This window comes from Paraburkholderia sacchari, from assembly GCF_000785435.2.
In the GTDB taxonomy this organism is placed as follows: domain Bacteria; phylum Pseudomonadota; class Gammaproteobacteria; order Burkholderiales; family Burkholderiaceae; genus Paraburkholderia; species Paraburkholderia sacchari.
Map to the genome: position 1 here is coordinate 1 of NZ_JTDB02000018.1, position 22,891 is coordinate 22,891.

General features: G+C 61.5%; 20 protein-coding genes and 2 pseudogenes. 13 read left to right on the forward strand and 9 right to left on the reverse strand.

From position 1 onward, the window contains the following. The coding region (locus NH14_RS32400; protein ID WP_202031858.1) for a hemagglutinin repeat-containing protein at positions 1 to 2,046 on the forward strand (2,046 nt) is incomplete at its 5' end. A gap of 1 nt (position 2,047) precedes the next feature. Next, the gene (locus NH14_RS32405; protein ID WP_035535508.1) at positions 2,048 to 2,347 is read left to right on the forward strand and encodes a hypothetical protein; all 300 of its coding nucleotides are present in this window, start codon (positions 2,048 to 2,050) and stop codon (positions 2,345 to 2,347) included. 45 nt (positions 2,348 to 2,392) lie between these two features. Here NH14_RS32405 and NH14_RS32410 read toward each other — a convergent pair whose 3' ends face one another. Beyond that, a complete protein-coding gene (locus NH14_RS32410) occupies positions 2,393 to 2,500 on the reverse strand; it encodes a SymE family type I addiction module toxin (RefSeq protein ID WP_084226042.1) in 108 nt (35 codons plus the stop codon). On the opposite strand from NH14_RS32410, the pseudogene NH14_RS33965 reads away from it, so the two are divergent. The 3 genes and pseudogenes from NH14_RS33965 to NH14_RS32420 all read left to right on the forward strand — a co-directional run. Next, positions 2,483 to 5,189, forward strand: a pseudogene (locus tag NH14_RS33965) (hemagglutinin repeat-containing protein); the annotation flags it as partial. The gene NH14_RS32410 and the pseudogene NH14_RS33965 overlap by 18 nt on opposite strands. A gap of 116 nt (positions 5,190 to 5,305) precedes the next feature. Next, positions 5,306 to 6,040 (forward strand): tRNase toxin domain-containing protein, encoded by a 735-nt coding sequence (locus NH14_RS34230; protein ID WP_508613270.1) that lies wholly within the window; start codon positions 5,306 to 5,308, stop codon positions 6,038 to 6,040. Continuing rightward, complete coding sequence (locus tag NH14_RS32420; RefSeq protein WP_035533706.1) at positions 6,037 to 6,264, forward strand: hypothetical protein; 228 nt, start codon at positions 6,037 to 6,039, stop codon at positions 6,262 to 6,264. Before NH14_RS34230 ends, NH14_RS32420 begins: the two co-directional genes overlap by 4 nt. Before the next feature lie 51 nt (positions 6,265 to 6,315). On the opposite strand, the gene NH14_RS34075 is transcribed toward NH14_RS32420, so the two are convergent. Next, positions 6,316 to 6,549 carry a SymE family type I addiction module toxin gene (locus NH14_RS34075; RefSeq protein ID WP_152617310.1) on the reverse strand — a complete coding sequence of 78 codons (234 nt, stop codon included), beginning with the start codon at positions 6,547 to 6,549 and terminating at the stop codon, positions 6,316 to 6,318. Here NH14_RS34075 and NH14_RS32430 point away from each other — a divergent pair. Next, positions 6,455 to 6,847 (forward strand): annotated as a pseudogene (locus NH14_RS32430) (TolC family protein); the annotation flags it as partial. The gene NH14_RS34075 and the pseudogene NH14_RS32430 sit on opposite strands and share 95 nt — an antisense overlap. A gap of 120 nt (positions 6,848 to 6,967) precedes the next feature. Here NH14_RS32430 and NH14_RS32435 read toward each other — a convergent pair. Further along, a complete protein-coding gene (locus NH14_RS32435; protein WP_035533709.1) occupies positions 6,968 to 8,551 on the reverse strand; it encodes an isocitrate lyase in 1,584 nt (527 codons plus the stop codon). A gap of 551 nt (positions 8,552 to 9,102) precedes the next feature. On the opposite strand from NH14_RS32435, the gene NH14_RS34080 reads away from it, so the two are divergent. From NH14_RS34080 to NH14_RS32450, 3 genes are all read left to right on the forward strand, one after another. Beyond that, on the forward strand, positions 9,103 to 9,327 hold the full coding sequence (locus NH14_RS34080) for a hypothetical protein (protein ID WP_331253483.1): 225 nt from the start codon (positions 9,103 to 9,105) through the stop codon (positions 9,325 to 9,327). Beyond that, a complete protein-coding gene (locus NH14_RS32445; protein WP_269151904.1) occupies positions 9,267 to 10,097 on the forward strand; it encodes a sulfatase-like hydrolase/transferase in 831 nt (276 codons plus the stop codon). The genes NH14_RS34080 and NH14_RS32445 overlap by 61 nt, the downstream gene beginning before the upstream one ends. Before the next feature lie 175 nt (positions 10,098 to 10,272). Further along, positions 10,273 to 10,731 (forward strand): YidH family protein, encoded by a 459-nt coding sequence (locus NH14_RS32450; protein WP_052148517.1) that lies wholly within the window; start codon positions 10,273 to 10,275, stop codon positions 10,729 to 10,731. A gap of 26 nt (positions 10,732 to 10,757) precedes the next feature. On the opposite strand, the gene NH14_RS32455 is transcribed toward NH14_RS32450, so the two are convergent. Further along, complete coding sequence (locus NH14_RS32455) at positions 10,758 to 11,288, reverse strand: pyridoxamine 5'-phosphate oxidase family protein (RefSeq protein ID WP_052148518.1); 531 nt, start codon at positions 11,286 to 11,288, stop codon at positions 10,758 to 10,760. A 167-nt stretch (positions 11,289 to 11,455) separates the two neighbouring features. Here NH14_RS32455 and NH14_RS32460 point away from each other — a divergent pair, with 167 nt between their 5' ends. After that, positions 11,456 to 11,917, forward strand: a complete 462-nt coding sequence (locus NH14_RS32460; RefSeq protein WP_035533710.1) for an SET domain-containing protein — start codon at positions 11,456 to 11,458, stop codon at positions 11,915 to 11,917. A 132-nt stretch (positions 11,918 to 12,049) separates the two neighbouring features. On the opposite strand, the gene NH14_RS32465 is transcribed toward NH14_RS32460, so the two are convergent. Continuing rightward, positions 12,050 to 13,429, reverse strand: a complete 1,380-nt coding sequence (locus NH14_RS32465; protein WP_035533711.1) for a replication initiation protein — start codon at positions 13,427 to 13,429, stop codon at positions 12,050 to 12,052. Between the two features lie 1,339 nt (positions 13,430 to 14,768). Between NH14_RS32465 and NH14_RS32470 the strand changes: the two genes are divergently transcribed. Next, positions 14,769 to 15,977 carry an AAA family ATPase gene (locus tag NH14_RS32470; protein WP_035533713.1) on the forward strand — a complete coding sequence of 403 codons (1,209 nt, stop codon included), beginning with the start codon at positions 14,769 to 14,771 and terminating at the stop codon, positions 15,975 to 15,977. After that, positions 15,974 to 16,966, forward strand: coding sequence for a ParB/RepB/Spo0J family partition protein (locus tag NH14_RS32475; RefSeq protein ID WP_035533715.1), 993 nt, complete (start codon positions 15,974 to 15,976; stop codon positions 16,964 to 16,966). The genes NH14_RS32470 and NH14_RS32475 overlap by 4 nt, the downstream gene beginning before the upstream one ends. A 1,799-nt stretch (positions 16,967 to 18,765) precedes the next feature. On the opposite strand, the gene NH14_RS32480 is transcribed toward NH14_RS32475, so the two are convergent. From NH14_RS32480 to NH14_RS32495, 4 genes are all read right to left on the reverse strand, one after another. Beyond that, a complete protein-coding gene (locus NH14_RS32480) occupies positions 18,766 to 19,356 on the reverse strand; it encodes a flavin reductase family protein (protein ID WP_035533773.1) in 591 nt (196 codons plus the stop codon). A gap of 97 nt (positions 19,357 to 19,453) precedes the next feature. Then, a complete protein-coding gene (zapE, locus tag NH14_RS32485) occupies positions 19,454 to 20,542 on the reverse strand; it encodes a cell division protein ZapE (RefSeq protein WP_052148519.1) in 1,089 nt (362 codons plus the stop codon). Between the two features lie 90 nt (positions 20,543 to 20,632). Then, positions 20,633 to 21,316, reverse strand: a complete 684-nt coding sequence (gene yiiM / locus NH14_RS32490) for a 6-hydroxyaminopurine reductase (RefSeq protein WP_035533717.1) — start codon at positions 21,314 to 21,316, stop codon at positions 20,633 to 20,635. 120 nt (positions 21,317 to 21,436) lie between these two features. Then, complete coding sequence (locus NH14_RS32495) at positions 21,437 to 22,312, reverse strand: LysR family transcriptional regulator (protein ID WP_035533719.1); 876 nt, start codon at positions 22,310 to 22,312, stop codon at positions 21,437 to 21,439. 118 nt (positions 22,313 to 22,430) lie between these two features. On the opposite strand from NH14_RS32495, the gene NH14_RS32500 reads away from it, so the two are divergent. Then, positions 22,431 to 22,856 carry a VOC family protein gene (locus NH14_RS32500; RefSeq protein WP_035533721.1) on the forward strand — a complete coding sequence of 142 codons (426 nt, stop codon included), beginning with the start codon at positions 22,431 to 22,433 and terminating at the stop codon, positions 22,854 to 22,856. Positions 22,857 to 22,891: the final 35 nt, after the last annotated feature.

The window sequence follows — 22,891 nt, forward strand, 5'->3', positions numbered from 1 at the left end:
TCGGGCAATGTCACGATTGCCGGATCGAACGTGAACGCGAACGATGTCGTGCTTGCGGCAAAGAACCAGGTGAACGTCATCAACACGACCGACACCGACTCGACGCGCAGTTCGAACAGCTCCAGCAGCGCGAGCGTGGGCGTGCAGTACACGCTGGTCGGTGGCTTCGGTGTCTCGGCATCGATGAGCAACGCGCACGTCGATGCGAACAGCGATGCACAGATCCAGAACGCGTCGCACGTGAACGGCAAGGACAGCGTGACGGTTGTGTCCGGCGGCGACACGAACATCATCGGTTCGCAGGTCAACGGCGGCAAGGTCATCGCAGACGTTGGCGGCAACCTGAACATCGCCAGCGTGCAGGACGTGACGAACAGCGCCGCGCACCAGAGCAGTGCGGGCGGCGGCTTTACCATCAGCCAGGGCGGCGGCAGCGCGAGCATCAGCGCGCAGAACGGCCACGCGGACGGCAAATATGCGGGCGTGAACGGACAGGCCGGAATCAATGCCGGTGCGGGTGGGTTTGATATCAACGTGAAGGGGAATACGGACCTGACGGGTGCGGTCATCACCAGTGAGGCGGATGCCTCGAAAAACAGCCTCACGACCGGCACCCTCTCCTTCTCGGATATCCAGAACCAGTCGCACTACTCGGCCAATAGCGCGGGGATCAGCGCGGGCATGGGCGCTGGCAGCACGGGCAAGGCGACGGGTCCGGGTTCGGTGAGCGGCTCGGGCGGCGGGATTCCGATGGCGCTCAACGAGAGTGGTGATTCGAGCGCCACGACGCGCAGCGCGGTGAGTGCGGGCACGATCAATGTGACGAATCAAGGCGGGCAGACGCAGGACGTTGCCACACTCAGTCGTGACACGGTGGACACGAACGGCACCGTCGCGAAAACGCCGGACGTGAACACCATCCTGAACCAGCAGGCTGACACGATGCAGGCTGCGCAGGCGGCGGGCCAGGCGGTGGCGCAAAATATCGCGGCCTATGCGGATGGAAAGCAGGCCGATGCGCAGAAGGCAGCGGATGCTGCAAAGGCGTCCGGCGACATGGACGCCTATAACGCGGCAATGGCCGATGTGAAGTCGTGGAGTGAAGGCGGCCAGGCCCGCACGGAGTTGCATATTGCGGGCGGTGCGCTGCTTGGCGGCCTGGGTGGCGGCAGTGCGTTCGGAGCGACAGGCGGTGCCGCGGGCGCGGGAGTGGCCGCCTGGGCGGCGGGCGACCTGAACCGTCTGGCCAACGGCACGCGCGATGCGCTGGGCGGCGGCGATGCGGCGCAGATGGCGGGCAACGTGGCGGCCAACATCCTCGCGGGCGGCATGGGCGCGCTGGTTGGCGGCGGCGCTGGTGCGTTCGCGGCGAGCAATGCGGACCTCTACAATCGAAGTACGGGCAACGGCGACGGTCAGGGCAGCACGGCCAATTCTGCGCTTGGCTGGATTGGCGATCAGCTTGCGAGCGCAGGACGTGGCGCGCAAAATCTGGCGAACCAGTTTGCGGGGCTGGTGAACGCGAACGGGCCGCAAGGGCCGTATGTGAGCCCGGATGACCTGAACGGGCCGGGCGGTAACTCGAAGCCGCCGGCAACAGGTGGTTCGGCGGTGCCGGTAGCGGTGTGTGTTACGCCCCCAGTGTGCGCAGTGGTGCCGGCGGCGACTCCGGGAACGCCTGGATACGTTCCAGGTAATGCGACGCAGAGTAGTGGCGGAGATGATGCTCAGGCATCAAACAGCGGCGACTCCGAGGCGTCGCTTCCTATGGGTAGCAAGTCTAACCAGTTCAATCAACCGAAGAATCCGTCGTATCAGCCTACGCGAAACACGCCGGGAGCCGTAGACGGCACAGACTACGCGGGCCACGCATTCGACCGTATGCAGGATCGAGGGTTAACGCCATCGGTCATACAGAACACGATCGAAAATGGCGTGCCAACGCCAAGCCGTGGAGGTACGACAGTGTTTTATGATTCGGTCAATAATGTTTCGGTGGTTACGAATAGCGAAGGCAAAGTGATTACAGTTAAGTACGGGAAATGACATGCGGGCTGTCGATATACTTGAGCGCGCTAAAACAGCAGCAAGAGACCACCTTACATATGCGCGCTTCGTGCAGGAATCTGAAGTATTGCATGACAATGGTGATCAAGATGAGCAGCAGAAATCTGCTTATAGCGCCTGCTGGTTTGAGCTTGAAATAGTTAATGCCTTGGCGTTGTCGGAATGGGAGTCCGCAGGAAACCCGAGCGACTGGGCGGCAGCGTGGAACGAACGCTACAAGAGAGATGCTGAAGAGCTGATCGCCAATCTGTGTGAGATCTTGCGCCAGAAGAAGCAGTAACAAAACAAACCCGGCTGCGGCCGGGTTGGTTGTTTATGGAGCTGTTCAATCCGGCATGATGACGAGCCTGCTGTGTTCGACCTCGATCCTCACCTGCTGCCCGGCTTCAAAGCCCGCGAGCTCAAGCCATCGCCCCGAAAGCCGGGATTCCATTCGAGTGCGAGCGGCATGGCGGTTCAGTCGGTGGCGGCGATATCGGGCTCGAACAGCGTGAGCGCCGTCGCCGCGCGCGACATGAAGCTGGCGGGCTCGGCCATCGCCTCGGGCGGCGACACGACCGTCGCAGCAGGCCGCGACATCGACGCGGGGACGGTCACACTCACGGCGACGCACGACGCCGGAACGACGGACGCCCTGAACGGCAGGCACGTCGTGGCGACCCATGAAGCCGGCAGCGCCATCACCGGCGCGGGCAACGTGACGACCCTCTCGGGACGCGATACGACGCTCACGGGTTCGAGCGTCGCCGCAGGCGGCGACGTGGCAATGGGCGCAGGCGCAAACCTGACCGTGACGGCGGCGAAGGACACCGCCTCGTACAGCGGCCAGTCGATGGGCGGCAGCATCGCGCAGTCGAAGCGTTCGAGCTACGACGAGCGGGTGCAGGGCAGCAGCGTCAGCGCGGGCGGCAACACGACGCTCGCCGCCGGCCAGGGCGGCAGCGGCGACCTGAACATCATGGGCTCCAGCGTCACGGCGGCAACCGGCGCAACGACCGTTGCCGCAGCCGGCGACGTCAACATCGGCGGCGTCACGGAAACGCACGATGCGCAGTCCTGGTCGCATCACGATTCCTCCGGCTTCCTCGCCAGGACGCAGACCACGGACGCATCGGAATCGCATCAGGTCGTCACGATCGGCTCGACGCTGGCCGGCGATTCCGTGAACGGCGCGGCCGGGCACGACATGACGATCAGCGGCTCGACGGTGGCGGCCACGAATGACGTGAACCTCGCGGCGGCGAACAACCTGAGCGTGACCACGACGCAGGACACCCGCCAGAGCAGCACCTTCCACGAGGAGAAGAAGTCGGGCCTGGGCGCGATGAGCGGCGGTGGCTTCTCCCTGAACGTTGGCACGCGCGACCAGAAGGACACCGCGCACGACACGGCGGTGACGAACAACGCGAGCCTCGTCGGCAGCACGGACGGCAGCGTGAACATGGCTGCGGGCAAGAACCTGCGTGTCACGGGCAGCGATGTCATCGCCGCGCGGAACGTGACGGGCACCGGCTCAAACGTGACCATCGAGGCCGCCCAAGGCGCGACGCGTCACGACGAGTCGCACGAGATGAAACAGAGCGGCTTCACGGTCGGGCTGGCAGGCAGTATGGGCGATGCGATCAACAATGCGATATCGGAAACACAGGCGGTGAGCAACTCGTCGGGCAACGGCGACAGCCGCGCGGCGGCCCTGCACGGCATCGCGGCGGCCAACGATGCCTACATGGCGGGAGCAGGCCTGGTATCGGCGGCGAAGGGCGACAAGCCGGATATCGGCGTGAAGATTTCGTTCGGCACCAGCCAGAGCCGCAGCGATGCCAGCGAGGAGCGGACGATCCACAGCGGCTCGACCGTGCAGGCGGGTGGCACGGCGGCGTTTGTGGCGACCGGCGACGGCACGCCGGGCTCGGGCAATGTCACGATTGCCGGATCGAACGTGAACGCGAACGATGTCGTGCTTGCGGCAAAGAACCAGGTGAACGTCATCAACACGACCGACACCGACTCGACGCGCAGTTCGAACAGCTCCAGCAGCGCGAGCGTGGGCGTGCAGTACACGCTGGTCGGTGGCTTCGGTGTCTCGGCATCGATGAGCAACGCGCACGGCGATGCGAACAGCGATGCACAGATCCAGAACGCGTCGCACGTGAACGGCAAGGACAGCGTGACGGTTGTGTCCGGCGGCGACACGAACATCATCGGTTCGCAGGTCAACGGCGGCAAGGTCATCGCAGACGTTGGCGGCAACCTGAACATCGCCAGCGTGCAGGACGTGACGAACAGCGCCGCGCATCAAAGCAGTGCGGGCGGCGGCTTCACGATCAGCCAGGGCGGCGGCAGCGCGAGCATCAGCGCGCAGAACGGCCATGCGGACGGCAAATATGCGGGCGTGAACGAACAGGCCGGGATCAATGCGGGTACAGGTGGGTTTGATATCAACGTGAAGGGCAACACGGACCTGACGGGTGCGGTCATCACCAGTGAGGCGGATGCCTCGAAAAACAGCCTCACGACCGGCACCCTCTCCTTCTCGGATATCCAGAACCAGTCGCACTACTCGGCCAATAGCGCGGGGATCAGCGCGGGCATGGGCGCTGGCAGCACGGGCAAGGCGACGGGTCCGGGTTCGGTGAGCGGCTCGGGCGGCGGGATTCCGATGGCGCTCAACGAGAGTGGTGATTCGAGCGCCACGACGCGCAGCGCGGTGAGTGCGGGCACGATCAATGTGACGAATCAAGGCGGGCAGACGCAGGACGTTGCCACACTCAGTCGTGACACGGTGGACACGAACGGCACCGTCGCGAAAACGCCGGACGTGAACACCATCCTGAACCAGCAGGCTGACACGATGCAGGCTGCGCAGGCGGCGGGCCAGGCGGTGGCGCAAAATATCGCGGCCTATGCAGATGGAAAGCAGGCCGATGCGCAGAAGGCAGCGGATGCTGCAAAGGCGTCCGGCGACATGGACGCCTATAACGCGGCAATGGCCGATGTGAAGTCGTGGAGTGAAGGCGGCCAGGCCCGCACGGAGTTGCATATTGCGGGCGGTGCGCTGCTTGGCGGCCTGGGTGGCGGCAGTGCGTTCGGAGCGACAGGCGGTGCCGCGGGCGCGGGAGTGGCCGCCTGGGCGGCGGGCGACCTGAACCGTCTGGCCAACGGCACGCGCGATGCGCTGGGCGGCGGCGATGCGGCGCAGATGGCGGGCAACGTGGCGGCCAACATCCTCGCGGGCGGCATGGGCGCGCTGGTTGGCGGCGGCGCTGGTGCGTTCGCGGCGAGCAATGCGGACCTCTACAATCGAAGTACGGGCAACGGCGACGGTCAGGGCAGCACGGCCAATTCTGCGCTTGGCTGGATTGGCGACCAGCTTGCCAGTGCGGGACGTGGCGCGGAAAATCTGGCGAACCAGTTCGCGGCGCTGGTGAATGCGAACGGGCCGCAGGGGCCGTATGTGAGCCCGGATGACCTGAACGGGCCCGGTGGGAATTCGAAGCCTCCGGCGACGGGTGGTTCAGCGGTTCCGGTTGCGGTATGTGTGCCGCCGGTGTGCACGGTGGTGCCGGCAGTAACGCCGGGAACGCCGGGGTACATTCCGGGTAACGCGACGCTCAATAGCGGAAATGGCGATCAGTCGTTCGGCGGAAAGAGTGCCAGCGACCTGTCTGATGCTGCGAAGGTACCAGATTCGTCTGATAGATCGGGTGAGTTAACTGGCGCTGGCAGAGCATTGCAAAAACACGGTGGGCGAGACGGTAGTGCATTTCCCTCTGCCAAAGGAAATCCCGCAGCGATTAACGAGCAAGGGCAGAAAATTGTCGACGAAATCCTGAATGATCCGGGTAGCACTGTAATTCAACGGAATACGGGTCGCTTCGGCGATGTTATCGACGTTACAGCACCTGATGGACGCGGCCTTCGTTATAGTGCAGACGGAAAATTCATCACCTTCTTGGAGCCAAAAGCAAAATGAGCAAATTAGGTGCAATGGTGACGAGCCCACCTGATCGTGAAAGCGTGGTCTTCGAAATATTTTATGAGAACAGGCAGGTTGCTGAAATATCGAAGGAGCCGGGCCGAGACTACGAGATAGAGATCTATCCTGCGGCTAACAACGGTGCATGGCACTTCGATCTGAATGAGTTCAAAGCAATGCTGGAAGACGGGATCAAGGAGTTGGAGAGCAATCCTCAGTAATTCAAAAACAACAAACCCGGCCGCAGCCGGGTTTGTTGTTTGCAGCGTCGTTCAGTCATGCGTGATGACGAGCCTGCCGTGTTCGACTGCGATCCTCACGCGCTGGCCAGCTTCGAATCCAGCAAGCTCAAGCCAACGCCCCGAGAGCTTGATCCACGGATAAAGCGGTGGATCGGTGCGGATTCGCGCATTGATCCCGCTATACAACGGCGGCTTGCGCTCCGCCGTGCTGATGCAGGCGCGCAACGACGCGGACAGCGCAGGGGCGCGCTTGACCCGGACCAAGGAAGAAGCGGTCCGCCAGGTCGTTGCCGCGCAGAACGCGCTTTCCACGAACCTCGCGTCGAACGATGCCGCCAGGGAACTGCTCGCCGCCGCGCAAACGACTTACGACGCGGCCTTCACGGCGTACCGGCATGGCGTGGGCTCGATCACCGACGCGCTGCTCGCGCAGAACCAGTTGATTGCCGCGCAGAATGCGGCGGCGGACAGCTATAGCGCGGCACTGTCTGCGGCTGCGTCGCTCGCGCTGGCTACGGGGGAGATTGGTGCGGCGGGGGCCGATGGGGAGAAGGCGTGGTAGCCCGTGTTGAATAACACGCTATCGCCTGGCACAATCGCCTGGCGAGATTTATTGCCCGGATAAAAAAACACCAACCCGTATTATTACCGGGTTGGCGTTTCGCTTCGGGTACTGCCGATATCAGAACTGGTTCATCGTGTTGTCCTTACCCGCCGCCTTCAGCGCTGCTTCGCCGCTGAAGTATTCCTTATGGTCGTCGCCGATGTCCGAGCCCGACATGTTCTGGTGCTTCACACACGCGATGCCCTGGCGGATTTCCTTGCGCTGCACACCAGCCACATAACCGAGCATGCCCTGGTCGCCGAAGTATTCCTTCGCGAGGTTATCGGTCGACAGTGCTGCGGTGTGGTACGTCGGCAGCGTGATCAGGTGGTGGAAGATGCCGGCTTCGCGCGACGCATCGGCCTGGAACGTGCGGATCTTTTCGTCGGCAAGCTTCGCCAGTTCGGTCTGATCGTATTCCACGCTCATCAGCTGGCCACGCTCGTAGGCCGACACATCCTTGCCCTCGGCCTTCATCGCGTCGTATGCCTGCTGGCGGAAGTTCAGCGTCCAGTTGAACGACGGGCTGTTGTTGTAGACCAGCTTCGCGTTCGGGATGACCTTGCGGATCTCGCTGACCATGCCGCCGATCTGCGCGATATGCGGCTTTTCGGTTTCGATCCACAGCAGGTCGGCGCCGTTTTGCAGCGCGGTGACGCAATCGAGCACGCAGCGCGCTTCGCCCGTGCTGGCGCGGAACTGGAACAGGTTGCTCGGCAGGCGCTTCGGACGCAGCAGCTTGCCGTCGCGCTTGATGATCACGTCGCCGTTGCCCAGTTGGTCAGCCGACAGCTCTTCGCAATCGAGGAACGAGTTGTACTGGTCGCCCAGGTCGCCCGGCGTGCGGGTCACGGCGATCTGCTTGGTCAGGCCGGCGCCCAGCGAGTCGGTGCGCGCCACGATGATGCCGTCGTCCACGCCCAGTTCGAGGAACGCGTAGCGGATCGCGCGGATCTTCGCGAGGAAGTCCTCGTGCGGCACGGTGACCTTGCCGTCCTGGTGGCCGCACTGCTTCTCGTCCGACACCTGGTTTTCGATCTGGATGCAGCATGCGCCCGCTTCGATGAACTGCTTGGCCAGCAGATACGTGGCTTCAGCGTTGCCGAAACCCGCGTCGATGTCGGCGATGATGGGCACCACGTGCGTGACGTGGTTGTCGATCTTTTCCTGGATCGCGGCCTTGGCGGCGGCGTCCTTTGCGGCGTCGAGTTCGCGGAACAGACCGCCCAGCTCACGGGCGTCGGCCTGGCGCAGGAACGTGTACAGCTCGCGGATCAGCGCGCTGACCGAGGTCTTTTCGTGCATCGACTGGTCCGGCAGCGGGCCGAACTCGGAGCGCAGCGCGGCCACCATCCAGCCCGACAGGTACAGATAGCGGCGTTCGGTGCTGTTGAAGTGCTTCTTGATGGAGATCATCTTCTGCTGGCCGATGAAACCGTGCCAGCAACCCAGCGACTGCGTGTACTTCGACGGATCGGCGTCGTAGGCGGCCATGTCGGCGCGCATGATCTTCGCGGTGTACTTCGCGATGTCCAGACCCGTCTTGAACTTGTTCTGGGCACGCATGCGGGCGGCGTATTCGGGATTGATGGCATTCCAGGCGCTGCCGTGGTTTTCCTTCAAGCCAGCCACTGCCTTGATGTCGTCTTGATACTGGGCCATGTGTCTCTCCTAAGAGCAAAGCGCGTTTGATTGAATGGTTTCAGCGTGCCGCCGCGTTTGTCGAAGCGAACTGCATGACTCAATAGTAACGCCGCCCGCAGCGTTTCGGTGAAGTCTTATATAAGACATAAGACATAATTTATGCTTTAAATTCAATGAGATAGGCGCGCGTTTTTGCGATACAAAACAGGTTTTCGGGTGGCGAAAAAATGGCGCCTCGAAAATTTCCGGCGGACTCCGCAATATGAAACGCGCTTTCAACGGCTGGAGATTTCGTGCAGTTGCCCTTGAGGGCAATTGCGTTGTCCCCTCTACCGATATGGAAGGCTCCTCGCCACTGCAATACTTGAAGCTGCTACCCGCATCCCTGCAGCGCGCCGGCCAGCCAGAGTCACGGTACATTCGGAGCGCTCGCACGCGGATCCCGCCGAAGCACTCCAACGTCCAGACTGCTCATGGTTCACCCCGCATCAGAGACAAACGGCCCCTCCAAGGACGCCGCGCCGGGCGCCCCGCCCGGAATGGTCCGCATCCCCGGCGACGCCTTCCTCATGGGTTCCAATCACCACTATCCCGAGGAAGCGCCGGCGCACAAGGTTAGCGTTCGCGGCTTCTGGATGGATCGCCATGCGGTGACGAACAGCCGGAGCTGCCCGACTATCCCGATCCCAAGGAATTCCCCGAGTTCCGCAAGAAGTACGGCCCGCGCGGCGTACTGCATTGCTGGTCCGACGGCCAGGCCGGCCGCTGGCAGTCGGAGTACCACGACTGCATGATCGAGCACGACAAGCATATCGGCGAGATGCTCAAGCTGCTCGACGAGTTGGGCATCGCGGACAACACGATGGTCATGTACAGCACCGACAACGGCCCGCACATGAACTCGTGGCCCGACGCCGGCATGACGCCGTTCCGCAACGAGAAGAACTCGAACTGGGAAGGCGCGTTCCGCTTGCCCTGCCTCGTGCGCTGGCCAGGCGTCATCAAGCCCGGCACCGTATGCAACAAAATCGTGAGCCACCTCGACTGGCTGCCCACCATCGTCGATGCCGCGGGCGGCGGAGACATCAAGGAAAAGCTCAAGAAGGGCTTCAAGGCCAACAACAAGGAATTCAAGGTGCATCTGGACGGCTTCAGTCTGGTGCCCTACTTCAAAGGCAAGGAGAAAAAGCCGGATCGCAAGGGCTTCCTGTATTTCACCGACGACGGCGATCTCGCATGTCTGCGGTTCGACAACTGGAAGGTCGTTTTCATGGAGCAGCGCTCGGCCGGCACGTTGCGGGTATGGGCCGAGCCACCCGTCACGCTGCGCGCGCCGAAGATATTCAACCTGCGAACCGACCCGTACGAGCGAGCGGACATTATCTCCAACACGTACTACGACTGGCTGCCCGATCACGCCTTCATACTGGTGCCGGCGCAGGCGGGCGTGGCCGAATTCCTCGAATCGTTCAGGGAGTACCCGCCGCGCCAGAAGGCGGCCAGCTTCGGCGTGGACCAGGTGATCGAGAAAATGACGGATGCCGCCGGCGGCGGGCATCGGTAATTATTCTGGATAGTCATCCTTAATATTATTTGCTGTTTTTCGTGGCGCCCGCCGATCGGATCCCGTGCACGAGTCGGTGCTGTATCTGATCCTGTACACGCTACTGGCGATTCCCTACGTGAAATGGCTGCGCCGCCGCGCAGCCTGATCCCCCTCACGCCATGGAAGCAAGCCCATGACTTCCCACGACCCAGCGCCTCACACCATCCCGGACACCGCCCCGTCGGCGCCCGTGAAGTCCGACGAAGGCACCCTGCAGACGCGTGCGCGCACGGCACTCGCGGTCGAGCGAACGTTTCTCGCGGCCGAGCGCACGCTGATGGCGTGGCTGCGAACCTCGCTGTCGATGATCAGCTTTGGCTTCACGCTGGCGAAATTCTTCGAGTATGTGCAGGGGCAGCGCGGCGAGGCCATCGTAGCGCGCTTTGGCGCGACCTGGTCACCGCGGATCGTCGGCACCGCGATGGTGGTGGTCGGGACGCTCGCCCTGCTGGCCGCCGTGGTCCAGCATGGGCGCCGCGTGAAGGCGCTGCGGCACGCGGGCCTCGCGCCGCAATGGAATCTGGCGTACTGGATCGCGATTTCCATCGCGGCGCTGGGGGCGTTCGCGCTGGGCTCGCTGGTGCTCGATTGAGTAAAAGCAGTCTCTGACACCCGCGCTCATGGCTGCGCGGCGTGCGTGCGCAACATCGCAATCTGCTCGCGCCAGCGCGCCATCACCTTCTCGCGCTCGTGCAGGCGGAATGTCACCCCGCTCAGCACCTCGGCATATTTCGCGCGATGCACCTCCACGCGCTCGATGCTCAGGCGAAACACGCTGAGGTCGAGCGCTGTCTGATGCTCCGCAATCAGGCTTGCCTGCGCGCGTATCTCCAGCACCGCGCCGTCGTGCACCAGCGTCAGCGTGAGGCGCGCTTCGCGCAGCATGTTCTGTGCGGTGTTCGAGCGCGGCCACATCGCCACGAGCAGGGTCCGCGCGTCGAGCGCCAGCACTTCCCCTACGCTCAGTTGCGCACCGTGCGGCCAGCCATCGGCGCTCACGGTCGAAAGGCGGAAAGCTTCGTCCGCGCGGGCCTCGAGGTGCCCGCCGTCCAGCGCGCTCACGAGTTCGGGCGGCAACTCGCGCGCGTCATGCTGCAGGTCCGCGTGCTTGCGCTCCGGCGCGGAGTCGTGGGTTTCATCTCGATGCATCGATCGGGGTCTCCGAGGGGGAAAACGGGTTTCAGGCGCCACGCCAATCTACCCCATCACGTACGACGATGGAATCGCCGCAAAGGCTGCTGTCACACTGTACGCGCCGACATTTTCTCGGCATATACTCGGCATCTCCCCCAACCCACCGCGCCATTGCTACGACTATGAAACGTGTGACCGTCCGGCAATCGCCGGTGCATGGCAAAGGTGTATTCGCACTGCTTCCATTGCACGCCGGGGAGCGCATCTTCGAATACAAGGGCATGGTGACCACATGGCGCGAGGCGGCGCGCTGGAATGCGCGCCGCAGCGACTCCAGCCACACCTTCCTGTTCGGCCTGTCCGACGGACGCGTGATCGACGGCGGGCGCGGCGGCAACGGCGCGCGCTGGCTCAATCACGCGTGCGCCGCGAACTGCGAGGCAGTCGAAGGAAACGGGCGCGTGTTCATCGAGGCGATCCGCGATATCGCGCCCGGCGAGGAACTCTTCATCGACTACGCGCTCGAGATCGAGCAGCCCGACGACGACGCGCAACGAGACTATGCCTGCCGCTGCGGCGCCCCGCTCTGCCGCGGCACCATGCTGGGCGCATTGGCCTCGGGTGCACTCGCTCTGGCGGTGTGAACGCGCCAGTGTGAAGCAACGATTCACCCGCGCGACTTAATCAGGAATCCGGATTAATCGCGCAGTTTCCGCCATCGCCGGGGAGTCGTCGAGATCGGCTTGTGAACCGCATGCCGCGCATCGCGGGATGGCTCATGCCGCGCTTTGCTTGAGCCTCGCGTACACGAACTGCCCGAAATACCACGCGAGATCCGAGTGGCTGAGAATATTCGCGTCCGACAACGCGCCGGCTTCGAGCTTCAGGCGGCGCAGCATGAGCTTGCCAGCTTGCGACACGATGTACAGGCGCACGAGCTCCTTGCGGGTCTTCTCGTCGGCGGCTTCGAAGTGCTCGCGCCCGCGCTGGACTTCGTCGTTGCGGCGCGCGCGCGCTTCTTCGTCGCGCGCGGCGATGCTCTGCTTCACGGCGCTGCCGGCCGCGGCTTTCGCAGTTTCCGCCGCACTCTCGGCCGCGGCCCGCTCGCTCTGGATCGCCACCATCTTGCGCTCGGCCTCCGACACCTGCCAGTTGTGGCTCAGCGCCTTCATCAGGTAGCCGGCCGGGCTCTTGGTGACCTTGCCCTGGTGGAGGCGAAAGCGCGTGTACTCGATGGCCTGCTGGATGCGCTCGTCGGTCCAGCTCATGCGATGCTCGGCGATCACATCGAACTGCTTGTTGCTCAGGCCGAACTCCTCCTTCAGCGTGAGCAGCAGGTCGTGGGCATCGGGCTGACGGCTCAGCATGGCCGCAACGGTGTCCTTACGCTTCAGCCGGAAGCGGATCTTGTTGATCTTGCGCGAGGTTTCGGAGTCGGCCCGGGTTTCGTAGCTCAGGTCGATGTCCGAGAGCTCGTTGATCTGGCGCACCGCTGGATCGAGATACTTCGGCCGGAAGTGCTTGAACTCCGAGGCGCTCGATCCGAGCTTGCCCGGCCAGCGGCGCATGACGTCGAGCTCGATCCAGTCGGTAAAACCCGCGCCCACGTACGGCAGCACGTAGTCGTAGATCGCCCGCGCAAAAGTCTGCGAAAACGCGGCGGTGATGCACAGGTTGAGCCAGTGATGCTTGTCCGGGCCGGTAATGTGACGCAGCATCAGCGGCGGGATGCGAAACTGGATGCGCCCCTTGCCGATCTTGACGCTGCCCATCAGCTGCTCGGAAATCCACTGGTCGTCTTCACTGGGCGCGCGGTCGGGTGGCGTGTCCGTCACCTCGATGAGCACGCGCTGCGCCTCCTTGATCACGCTCTGGAGATGGCGCACGTTGCGGCTCTCGTAGCGCATGAGCCACTTGAAGTAGTTCAGGTCGACGTCGTAGATCTCGCGCGGCAGCGGTTCCTGGGCCGCGATGAAGTAGGCGGCATCGATAAAACGCCGCGACGACAGGCCGAGCCCGTTGATCGCAACGAAAACGTTGTTGCGCTGAAAGCCAATCTCCCTCGTGCTCTCATTGATGGGCTGGCCGGACATTTCCTCGAACAACCCGAGCGACATCTGCTGGGTGGTCGTCCTGCGTGCGCGGTCCTCCGACATTCGCGTGCTCTCCGTCGATATTGGCCGCGACTCTATCACTCCGCGAACACAAGTCAACACAATAAACGTTACCTCAAACAGCACGCGCTAAAGGGTCGGCACAAAAAACGTGCCGAACTGCACATAGACCTCTCCATCCCCAGCACAAAAAACATCACCTCCGCGCACATAAATCGATGCCTTCAGCACATAGACCGGTGCTTTTCAGCCTCAAGTCTTTGATGGCAAAGGATTTGGATGCTTGCGTTAGTGGGTTAGTGGGTTTTCTTTGTTTAAGTAAACAAACCAACCGCAGCCAGCAAAGACGCTTCGCGCGAAAAATTACGCAACTTGGCTAACGATACGCGGGCGTATTTCTAGTGAAAAAGCGCCCAGAACCGCAGTGCAGATGGGAATTCGAGCGGGAATCTTTGAGAATTTGTTGCTCCATCGGGCGATCAGGCGGTGCGTGGCCGCGATCAGAGGCACCGTTTTATGTGCATGCGTTCGCGTGGGTGGTAACGGTTTGTGTGCAACCCGTCAGACGACCACGATCGACGCCGGATTGCATCCTTCCGATGCCCTCCCCGGTAACGTTTTTTGTGCGGACAGGGGCGGCAGAGCGAAGGTTGAGGTTTTTGTGCAAGGCGGTGACCTTCGAAGAGGTAACGTTTAATGTGCACGAACTTGCGAGGAGCCCTCCGGGACACGAACGCGGGTTTGACGCGAAGGCGGGTAACGGTTTTTGTGCTGATTTCGGGGGCTTGTGTGCTCCCCCTCTTCTCGTGGCGACGGTTACTGCTGTTTTGCGCTGGCTTTCCGCGGGATTTTCGTCTGCGACACTGCACGACGGTCACGTTTTTTGTGCAGATCTGCGCTTTCGAGATTGCTGGCGCGGCGAGTGTCGAATTGGGTAACGGTTTTTGTGCCCATTCTCAGCGCGTGAATGGGCGAACCTCGTATGCGTGCACAAAATCCGTTACTGGGAAACACGTGTCGGCCACGCCGTTTCGCAGATTTTCGAAAGTGCACAAAAATCGTGACCTCTGACGATTTCGTCTGCTTATAGGAACGTCGGCATAACGCTGCGAAACAGGGGTGGGCGGCGATCTCCATCAGAATTGCAGAGAATTCCGATCGGGTCGTGCTCAAAAAATAGGCAAACCGTCGGAAATGCCCTTAAATGGCGCGTAGACGGGTTGGTGGTCCGGTGAAGGTCTGAGGCTGGACCGAGGGCTTCGAGCCCGCTATAGCGCAAATAAAAAGGTCGATTTTTTTGAAAATCGACCTTAATCAGTGTGTTTCGATACGCTTTTCCTGTATTCTACGCTTTATCCAAATTCTGATAAAAAGCGTATTAATGGCAAAGACTATCGAATTTCCATCGATTGATCGGCGCGTCGACCTTTCCGCGGTCACGCAGTTTGCTGAGGAAGCCGGTCAACTGTCAGAAGAACTTCGGGAAATGATGCTGGCGCCGAAGCCGCGAAAGATGGCGCCCACATTCACGTCCGCGCAAGTTGCCGAACTGTGCGGCATCGACCGCATCAAGCTCAACAATCTGCTCGCAACACGCGAGGGGCTGCCGCAAGGCGAGGCTCAGGGTTCGGGGCGTAGCCGGGTGTTTACCTTGCCTGAAGCGCGCACCTGGGTCCAGCAGGTTTCGGATATTTATCAGACACCGCTTCATACCGGCGTGCGAGACGCCGACGGTAAGGTCATTCTGGTCGCCAACTTCAAGGGCGGTTCCACCAAGACCACAACGACGATGTGCCTCGCCCAGGGCCTTACGTTGCGCGGCCGGCGCGTGCTGCTTATCGACCTCGACCCGCAGGCATCGCTCACCGAGCTTTGCGGCCTCTATGCGGAAAAGGAAGTTACGGAGGACAGCACTGTCCTGCCGTTCATTTACGATCCGCAGATGGAAGGCGGCCTGCTGAACTTCGTGCAACCGACATATTGGGACGGGCTCGACGTCATTCCGGCGCACCCCACGCTGTTCTCGGCGGAGTTCCATATTCCGGGCACCGTCATCAAGAATCCCGGCTTCAAGTTCTGGGACTTGCTACGTCAGGGCATTGAGTCGCTGCGTCAGCACTACGACTACATCATCCTGGATACCGCGCCGTCGCTGTCCTATCTCACCATCAACGCGCTGATGGCCGCCGACGCCATGGTCATGCCGCTGGTTCCGGAGAGCCTCGATTTCATCAGTTCGGTGTCGTTCTGGAGTCTCTTCTCCGATCTCGCGCACACGATCATGGAGCGCGGCGACGAAAAAACCTACGACTTCGTTTCGGTGCTGCTGTCGAAAGTGGATTACGGCAGGACGTCGTCGGCGCCGGTGGTTCGTTCCTGGGTGCAGCGCACCTACAAGGATTGGGTCAGCGCGGTGGAAGTGCCGGCGAGTTCGGCCATGAGTAACGGTGCCCTGGCGATGGCCACCGTGTTCGACATCAGCAAGGGAGATCTCGCGGACAAGACCGTCGCGCGCGTCCGGCAACCACTCACTGATTACGTGCGCTGGATCGATGATCTATATGTAGAGCAATGGAGGGCCGGGAAATGAGCTCGTTTCGCGACAAAATGGCGGCCAAGACCGCCGAGCTCGGTTCTGCCTCGGAGCGTCAGGCGACCGAGCGGCCTGTGCCGTCCGCACCGGAGCCACGCCGCAGCAGCGCGTTCAAGACGGGGCCGGGAATGCTGGGCGCGCTGGCAGTAGCCCAGCAGCGTATCCAGGAACTCGAAAACACGAGCGACAAGCTCATGCTTCCCGTCAGTGCGATTCAGCCCAACCCGTGGCAGCCGCGCAAGATTTTCAGCGATGAAGGGCTTGCATCGCTGGCCGAATCGATTCGCGAAGTGGGGCTGGTGGAGCCGGTTGTCGTGCGGCGCGCCGACAACGGCTATCAGTTGATTGCCGGCGAGCGACGCCTGCGCGCGCACGTTTTGCTGCACGAGGAAGAGATTCGTGCATCGGTGATCGAATGCTCGGACCAGGACATGGCCGTGCTCGCGTTGGTCGAGAACGTGGGACGTGAAGATCTGACCGACTACGAAATTGGCCAGTCGCTTCGCCGCGCTGAAAGGGAATTCCCGACGCGCACGCGGATGGCGGAGGCTCTCGGCATGTCGCGCAAGGGCCTGTATCGATTCCTCGCGTTCGAGAAACTTCCCGATTTCATTCGCCGTGACCTCGATCTGAATCCTCGCTTGCTTGGCGGATCTGCGGCAGACGAAATCGTTTCAGCGCTCAAGAAGCACGGCGCACAAGGGCTGAAGGCGGCGCGTGAGCTTTGGCCGGCAGTTGTGGCCGGGACGCTTGATCAAGGGAAACTGGCTGCAGCCATTGGTGCGCAGTCGGATCGTGGCGAGAGCGAGCAGAGCGTTTCGGAGCGAAGTATCGAGAAGATATTCTCAGGCAAGAGCCACGCAGGCAGCATCACGAAGGATACGAATAGCTTCACCGTGAAGCTGAAAACCGGTGTGCTTTCGGATGCGCAGGAGACGCAGATTCGCGAACTTATCAGCCAGTTGTTCAACGTGAAGCCCGGCTGAGTGTGATTCCAGATTGTCGGATGGTTGGTAAAGGCCCGCGCAAGCGGGCTTTTTTATGCGCTGGCTCCCGGTGTGTCGAGTCGACACAACGAGCTTTGGCTGTGGGGGCAAGCACGGCGGGCGGACATCTGTGTCGACTCGACACAGATGTTTGTGAAAGCGCGCGCACGTTCTGGTGACAGACTTTCGAGGGCCGCAGAACGATCGCGGACGGCGCCCGCGTGGCGGCGTCTCCATGATGTTGTGTCGGCGATGGCGAATTTGTGTCGAGTCGACACACGATGCTCCTGGTTCGGGTGAGTGATTCTGTTGCGTATCGCTGCGGACATTGAGTCGATAACAGCAGCAGGCGATGGTCGAAGATCCACACAGCAGAGAGTGGAAGCCTGGCAAGTCGACCCGCTGAGATCCGACGCATTCGCGAATACCAGACGCGCACTAGAATTCCATTGCCCTGTGTGTGTCGACCCGACACACACAGGGCAATGGCCGGTTCGAATGTTATTTGGGTGCTCGATATGCGGAACTCAGCAGCGAGCATGGCCAATTCAACGGGGGCCGTTCGGATCCCGCTGCGCTGCCTAGGTACGGCCTTTCTCCTGAAAAGAACGATCGGTGTGTCGACTCGACACACCAGCCACTGACGTCGGCGCGCATAATCCAGTGCGCCCGAACACCCATGTTGCCCGACGTATCAAGCAATATTGCTACGACTTCGTGTGCAGGAAGTGTGTCGACTCGACACACTGTCCATGACGGAATCCGTTTTCTGCCTTCTTGGCAATAACGGCGGCTACATGAGCGAAACGCCCGGCGTGAAGAGACACGATATCCGAAACCGGTTGCGAGCAACCCCACGAGACGGCACGAGTTACTTCACCCGCGAACGTGTGTCGACTCGACACACGTTCGTAAGCAGACGCAATGTTCTGCTCGCCGAGTAGTGATCTCGCACCGCCAAATCGTGACGGCAGCGAGACGTCTGGTGCCGTCGCTGGTCTAACCCGAGGCCGGCGGGCGTAGTGATCGTTCCGAAGATGAACTGTCAGCGGAAGGAGCGAGGATTACCTGCTCGATCGTGAACAGGCGTACGCGCATTCGGGAGGCAGTCAACCGAAGCTTCATCGGAGAGCGGATCCAGTGTCACGCGGGAGAGCGTGTGAGGGCGTAGGCCAATTCTTTAAGTAGAGAGCGTCATGCCGGGCGACGCTCCCCCCGGTTTGCCGGAACCAAGGTTTAGTCGCCCCGCCCCGGCAGCAATCATGAAACGCAACTAACAATCAAAAATTGCTGCGTGACTTGATGGGTGAAGCAACATCCTCAAAATCATGAAATTGAATTTCGCAAGTCGGCGTGAAGCGCAAATCGATGCGAGCTCGAACCCACAATCGGCTGCTACTGAGATTTGAAAACAAAAGCGCGTCGGTCACGCAAATGATCAGGCGTCGCCCCACTCGAACAGAAGAAGGAAGCGTTCGCAGGCGAATCTATAAGCGTCTCTCATTTCAGGGTGCGGTGGAAAAGCCTTCTCTACTTCCGCAAACCTGCCCTTGCCGTTCCGTGAAACATTCGCCGAAATTCGAGTAAGTCCATGAAACCCATATAACACGGGGATTTCAGGGCATTGGAAGCGCCCGCGACCTCCAATGTTTCACGGCCAGATGCGTTTTCGGACCCCAAAAGAACGCACCGCAACGTATTCACATGACAAACGCTGAAAATTTACCTTGCTCCGTATCTTCTAATACGTGTTTTGTAATAATCAAAACGTTGGCGCAGGCGCATGAAGCTCTACAGCCTTATCCAGCAAGCTCCCGCGCCTTAACGGCATCGCTGGCCAAAGCGAAATTCCCTGCACCGAGGTGATGGATCGTATGCAGGTCGCGGTTGCTGCTATCGAACATCCAGCGGCCATGGTCGAACACGCGTGAGTCGGCCGCAGCCGATACTACTTCGCAAAAACACGTGTCATAGGCGTCCTCGGTGTGTCGCTCGGGAATGAGCCGGCATTCCATCCACGCGGCGCAGCCCGCTTCGAGCAGCGGTACGCCGAGCGCCGGGCCTCGAACGGCCTCTATGCCGAAGCGCTGGAATTTGTCTGCATCACGTCCGCTGACGCTGCCGACCGCAAAGGTCAAATCCATCGCAGCCGCGCCCGGCACGCAGATGCCGAAGCTTCCGCTCGCATGAATCAGTTCGCGCGTGAACGTCTTCTTGTCGATCACGATCGCAATGCGTGGCGGCGTGAATTCCACTGGCATCGACCACGCGGCGGCCATCACGTTGCGACGCGCGCCATCCGCGCTCGTGACGAGCACGGTGGGGCCGTGATTGATGAGGCGGCTCGCGTGTTCGAGCGCAACGGGTTTGAAGCGGGAGAGGGCGTCCATCGTGTAGTCGGTCCGAGTCGTGTCGAAGTCCGACGGACTGTACATCAGATGAAAAAACTCTGCGGACAGCGCTTGTCGTTCGCGTGCAACCGTATCGCTAGCCAATTTCCTCGCGCGGGGTCGCGGCGAGATACTTGGGCACGAGACTGTTCGCATAGCTGCGCGATTGCATTTCGGCGAGCCGGCTCGTGGTGCGGGAAACATCGTGCGCGCCATCGAGGCCAGCGAGCGCCGCACGAATTGGCTGATCCGAGGTGATGAACAGCGCATGCTTGCGGTCGTAAAAAATATCGACGAGCCACACGAAGCGCTGCAGCACATCGCGGCGCTTGAGCATCTCCGTCTCCAGACGATCGACGATCATGCCGCCCCAGCGCTCGGCAAGCGCCAGGTAGTCGAGGTGCGAGCGGGGCGCGCCGCACAGCGCATCGAAGTCGACCCACACCAGTTGTTTGCCCGCCGCCGTGACGGGCAGCAATCGTCCTGCCACTTCCACGGTTGTCGGATGCACGGCCGCTTGCGCTTCGTACCCGCTAAAAATTTTCCATAGCGGTTCGCGTGTGCCATCTAGCGGTGCGAAAAAACGCTGCTCGATCGGTGCAGCGCCGCCTTCATCGCTTTGTTCGCGATAGTCGCGCTCGCCGTCGAACGCGACGATGTCGAAATACTGCTCGATTCGTTCGATCGTGGGTTCGAAGCGTTCGTGAAACTCGGGGTCCGGCAGCAGGCTGCGCGGGCTGTAGTTCGACGTCAGCACGATGCGCGTGCCGCATGCGAGCACCGTCTCCAGGAAACGGCCCATCAGGAACGCATCGGCGATATCGTGCACATGGAATTCGTCGAAATAGAGCAGTTCGATGTCCTTCAGCCATGCACGCGAGACGTCGCCGAGTCGATCGTCACTTTTGGGCGCCTGCACGAGCAGACGGTTCACATCGCGAATGAACTGATGGAAATGGAGGCGCCGCTTCGTGCATGTGGCAAGCGCGTAGACGGTGTCGACGATCAAGCTCTTGCCGCGACCGGGCAGACCGTGACAATAGACGCCCCGATACGGCAACCGGTCAGCATGCGCGCGTCCATCGTCGAGCAGCGCGCACAGTGCGTCAATCGCCTGTTGCTGGCTTTCATCCGCGACGATGCCTTTTTGGGCGAGCGCATTGGCAATGGAGGACGGGTCGATCATGCGAGAACTATGGTTCGGATAACGAAAAAACGGTCGATGGCGTGCCACGTATTCTGCCGTACACGGGGCGCTGGCGCACATCGCGAGATGTCACCGTCGCGTACCGCCCCAAAGGCGCCGCGAGAAGTCTTCGATCTCGCCACTGAGGCGCCGCTTCTGCATGGTGCGAGTCCAGCTCGCCGATAGCCCAGCGGCGCTCAGCAGCCGCAAACACTGTTCATCGCTAAACGGTGAACGCCAGGCGATGGAGGCGGCGTCGCGCAAGGAAACGTTGCTGACGCGCGAGGCAAGCTCAAGCGGTGCATTGGGGCCGACGCGCCCCGCAGCGATCACGCGGTAGAGCCAGCCCACACGTGCGGCGTGCTGCATGCGCAGCGAGAGATCTTCGATGTCGAGGTGAAAATTGACCTTGAAGCACGGCGAGCGCGGCTGCGTGACCTGAATCAGCGCATCGCCCCAGCGAAAAATATCGCCTATAAAGACGTTTTCTTCGGTCAGCCCATCGGTAGAGAGGTTTTCCCCAAAGGCCGGCGCGGAAAATCGCCCGGCCTGCGCGGGAAACTCACGCGCCCAGTGAGCATAGTGCTCGCGCGGATAGTGGCACAGCGCGCGATCGGGGCCGCCGTGAATCCCCTGTTCTGCCTGCTCGTCCCCTTCAAGGCCGTATTCGGTCAACATCAGCGTGCCGCTTACTGCGCGCTTGGCGATCGCGCTCGGGCGGCTGCCGGGGTAATCGCGAATCGCGCCGGTAAAGACCGCTACGGGATAGTTCATGTGCGACTCCATCTGCGTGAGCCCACATGCTCCGCGTTTTGGCTTTGCCGTGCAATTCGAAATCGCGAGGAGCAGGCATTACGTGACGTTCGGCCGCGTGTGGTCGAACGCGCAGCCTTGCTAACGCTCCTCCTTCACCTCCCTCTCCAGCAAACTGAGCAGCACCCTGGCTGCCTCGCTCATCTGGCTCGCGGCGCGGTGCACGATGCCCACGTCGCGGTGAAACGTGTGGTGGCCGAGGTCAAGCGCGCGCACTTTGGCCGGCCAACGCTTATACGTGGCGGTCTGCGGGACGAGGGCCACGCCCACGCCGTTCTCCACCAGCTTGACGATGGCTTCCAGTTCGTCGAGTTCGCACGCGTCCTGCACGGGCAACTGCATGCGCCGCAGAAAACGGTCGACCTGCCTGCCGCCGAACGAAGCGCGGTCGTAGCGGATATAAGGCTGCGTGGCGATCAGCTCCATCCAGTCGGCGCCTTTCAAGCGACGCGGCACGATGAGCCGATAAGGCTCTTGCGCAAGCGGCGTCCAGCGCATATCGCTCTGGAGTGCGAACGGTGGGCGGATGAGCGCGGCCAGTTCGATTTCACCGGCATCGACGAGGTTGAGCAGCTCCATCGATACGCCCGGAATCACACGCGTGCTCGCACCGGGGCACTGCTTGCGGAATGCCGCAAGCGCGTCGGGCAGCAACGCACGCTGCACCGAGGCGATTGCGCCGATATTGACCCGCACGGCCACAGCAGGGTCCACGGTTACCGTGCTCAGATTGCCATAGAGCCGGATCACCTCCTGCGCCTGCACGAGAATCTGCTGGCCGCGCGCATTCAGCCGCGCGGTGCGTCCTTCGCGGTCGAACACCGCGAAACCGAGTTCGGCTTCGAGGCGTTGCATCTGCGCGCTCACGGCGGCCTGCGTGAGACCGATCCGGTTGCCGGCGGCGGCGAACGTCCCCTCGCGGGCAACGGCAATCAAGGTCTTCAGCTCGCGGATCATTCACAAATTCCATTTGTGGATGACGAAATTATATATTGATTTTATTTTTCAACGGCGCTGCCTATGATGACCCGATCCAAACGCTAAAACCTGCTGCATGCCAAGCATGGAGTCAAGCATGAGCCTTTCCCCGTTTCACCTGGCTATTCCTGTCTACGATCTTGCCGCCGCGCGCGACTTTTATGGCCGCGTGTTCGGCCTCGAAGAAGGCCGTTCGAGCGACCAGTGGGTCGATTTCGATTTTTTCGGCCATCAACTCGTGATTCACGAGCATCCGAAAACCGTTTCGCAGGAGAACGCGCATACGAATGCGGTCGACGGGCACGACGTGCCGGTGCCGCATTTCGGCGTGGTGCTGGAATGGGGGCAATGGGAAGCGCTCGCGCAGCGGCTGCGCGAGTTCGGCACGCAATTCGTGATCGAGCCGTATATCCGCTTTCAGGGGCAGGTGGGCGAGCAGGCCACCATGTTTCTGTTCGATCCGTGCGGCAACGCGCTCGAATTCAAGGCGTTCAAGGACATCGGGCAGCTATTTGCCAAATGAACCTCGGCGTTGCCGAGGTCAACCGTGCATCAGGC

What these genes read in the sequence shown, in the direction of transcription:
- NH14_RS32500 (WP_035533721.1), top strand. Translation starts at nt 22,431, where the DNA reads ATGAGCCTTTCCCCGTTTCACCTGGCTATTCCTGTCTACGATCTTGCC.
- NH14_RS32465 (WP_035533711.1), bottom strand. Translation starts at nt 13,429, where the DNA reads ATGTCGGAGGACCGCGCACGCAGGACGACCACCCAGCAGATGTCGCTC.
- NH14_RS32450 (WP_052148517.1), top strand. Translation starts at nt 10,273, where the DNA reads ATGACTTCCCACGACCCAGCGCCTCACACCATCCCGGACACCGCCCCG.
- NH14_RS32460 (WP_035533710.1), top strand. Translation starts at nt 11,456, where the DNA reads ATGAAACGTGTGACCGTCCGGCAATCGCCGGTGCATGGCAAAGGTGTA.
- NH14_RS32410 (WP_084226042.1), bottom strand. Translation starts at nt 2,500, where the DNA reads ATGGAATCCCGGCTTTCGGGGCGATGGCTTGAGCTCGCGGGCTTTGAA.
- NH14_RS32420 (WP_035533706.1), top strand. Translation starts at nt 6,037, where the DNA reads ATGAGCAAATTAGGTGCAATGGTGACGAGCCCACCTGATCGTGAAAGC.
- zapE (WP_052148519.1), bottom strand. Translation starts at nt 20,542, where the DNA reads ATGATCGACCCGTCCTCCATTGCCAATGCGCTCGCCCAAAAAGGCATC.
- NH14_RS32470 (WP_035533713.1), top strand. Translation starts at nt 14,769, where the DNA reads ATGGCAAAGACTATCGAATTTCCATCGATTGATCGGCGCGTCGACCTT.
- NH14_RS32475 (WP_035533715.1), top strand. Translation starts at nt 15,974, where the DNA reads ATGAGCTCGTTTCGCGACAAAATGGCGGCCAAGACCGCCGAGCTCGGT.
- yiiM (WP_035533717.1), bottom strand. Translation starts at nt 21,316, where the DNA reads ATGAACTATCCCGTAGCGGTCTTTACCGGCGCGATTCGCGATTACCCC.
- NH14_RS32435 (WP_035533709.1), bottom strand. Translation starts at nt 8,551, where the DNA reads ATGGCCCAGTATCAAGACGACATCAAGGCAGTGGCTGGCTTGAAGGAA.
- NH14_RS32405 (WP_035535508.1), top strand. Translation starts at nt 2,048, where the DNA reads ATGCGGGCTGTCGATATACTTGAGCGCGCTAAAACAGCAGCAAGAGAC.
- NH14_RS34080 (WP_331253483.1), top strand. Translation starts at nt 9,103, where the DNA reads ATGGGTTCCAATCACCACTATCCCGAGGAAGCGCCGGCGCACAAGGTT.
- NH14_RS34230 (WP_508613270.1), top strand. Translation starts at nt 5,306, where the DNA reads ATGGGCGCGCTGGTTGGCGGCGGCGCTGGTGCGTTCGCGGCGAGCAAT.
- NH14_RS32480 (WP_035533773.1), bottom strand. Translation starts at nt 19,356, where the DNA reads ATGGACGCCCTCTCCCGCTTCAAACCCGTTGCGCTCGAACACGCGAGC.
- NH14_RS32455 (WP_052148518.1), bottom strand. Translation starts at nt 11,288, where the DNA reads ATGCATCGAGATGAAACCCACGACTCCGCGCCGGAGCGCAAGCACGCG.
- NH14_RS32495 (WP_035533719.1), bottom strand. Translation starts at nt 22,312, where the DNA reads ATGATCCGCGAGCTGAAGACCTTGATTGCCGTTGCCCGCGAGGGGACG.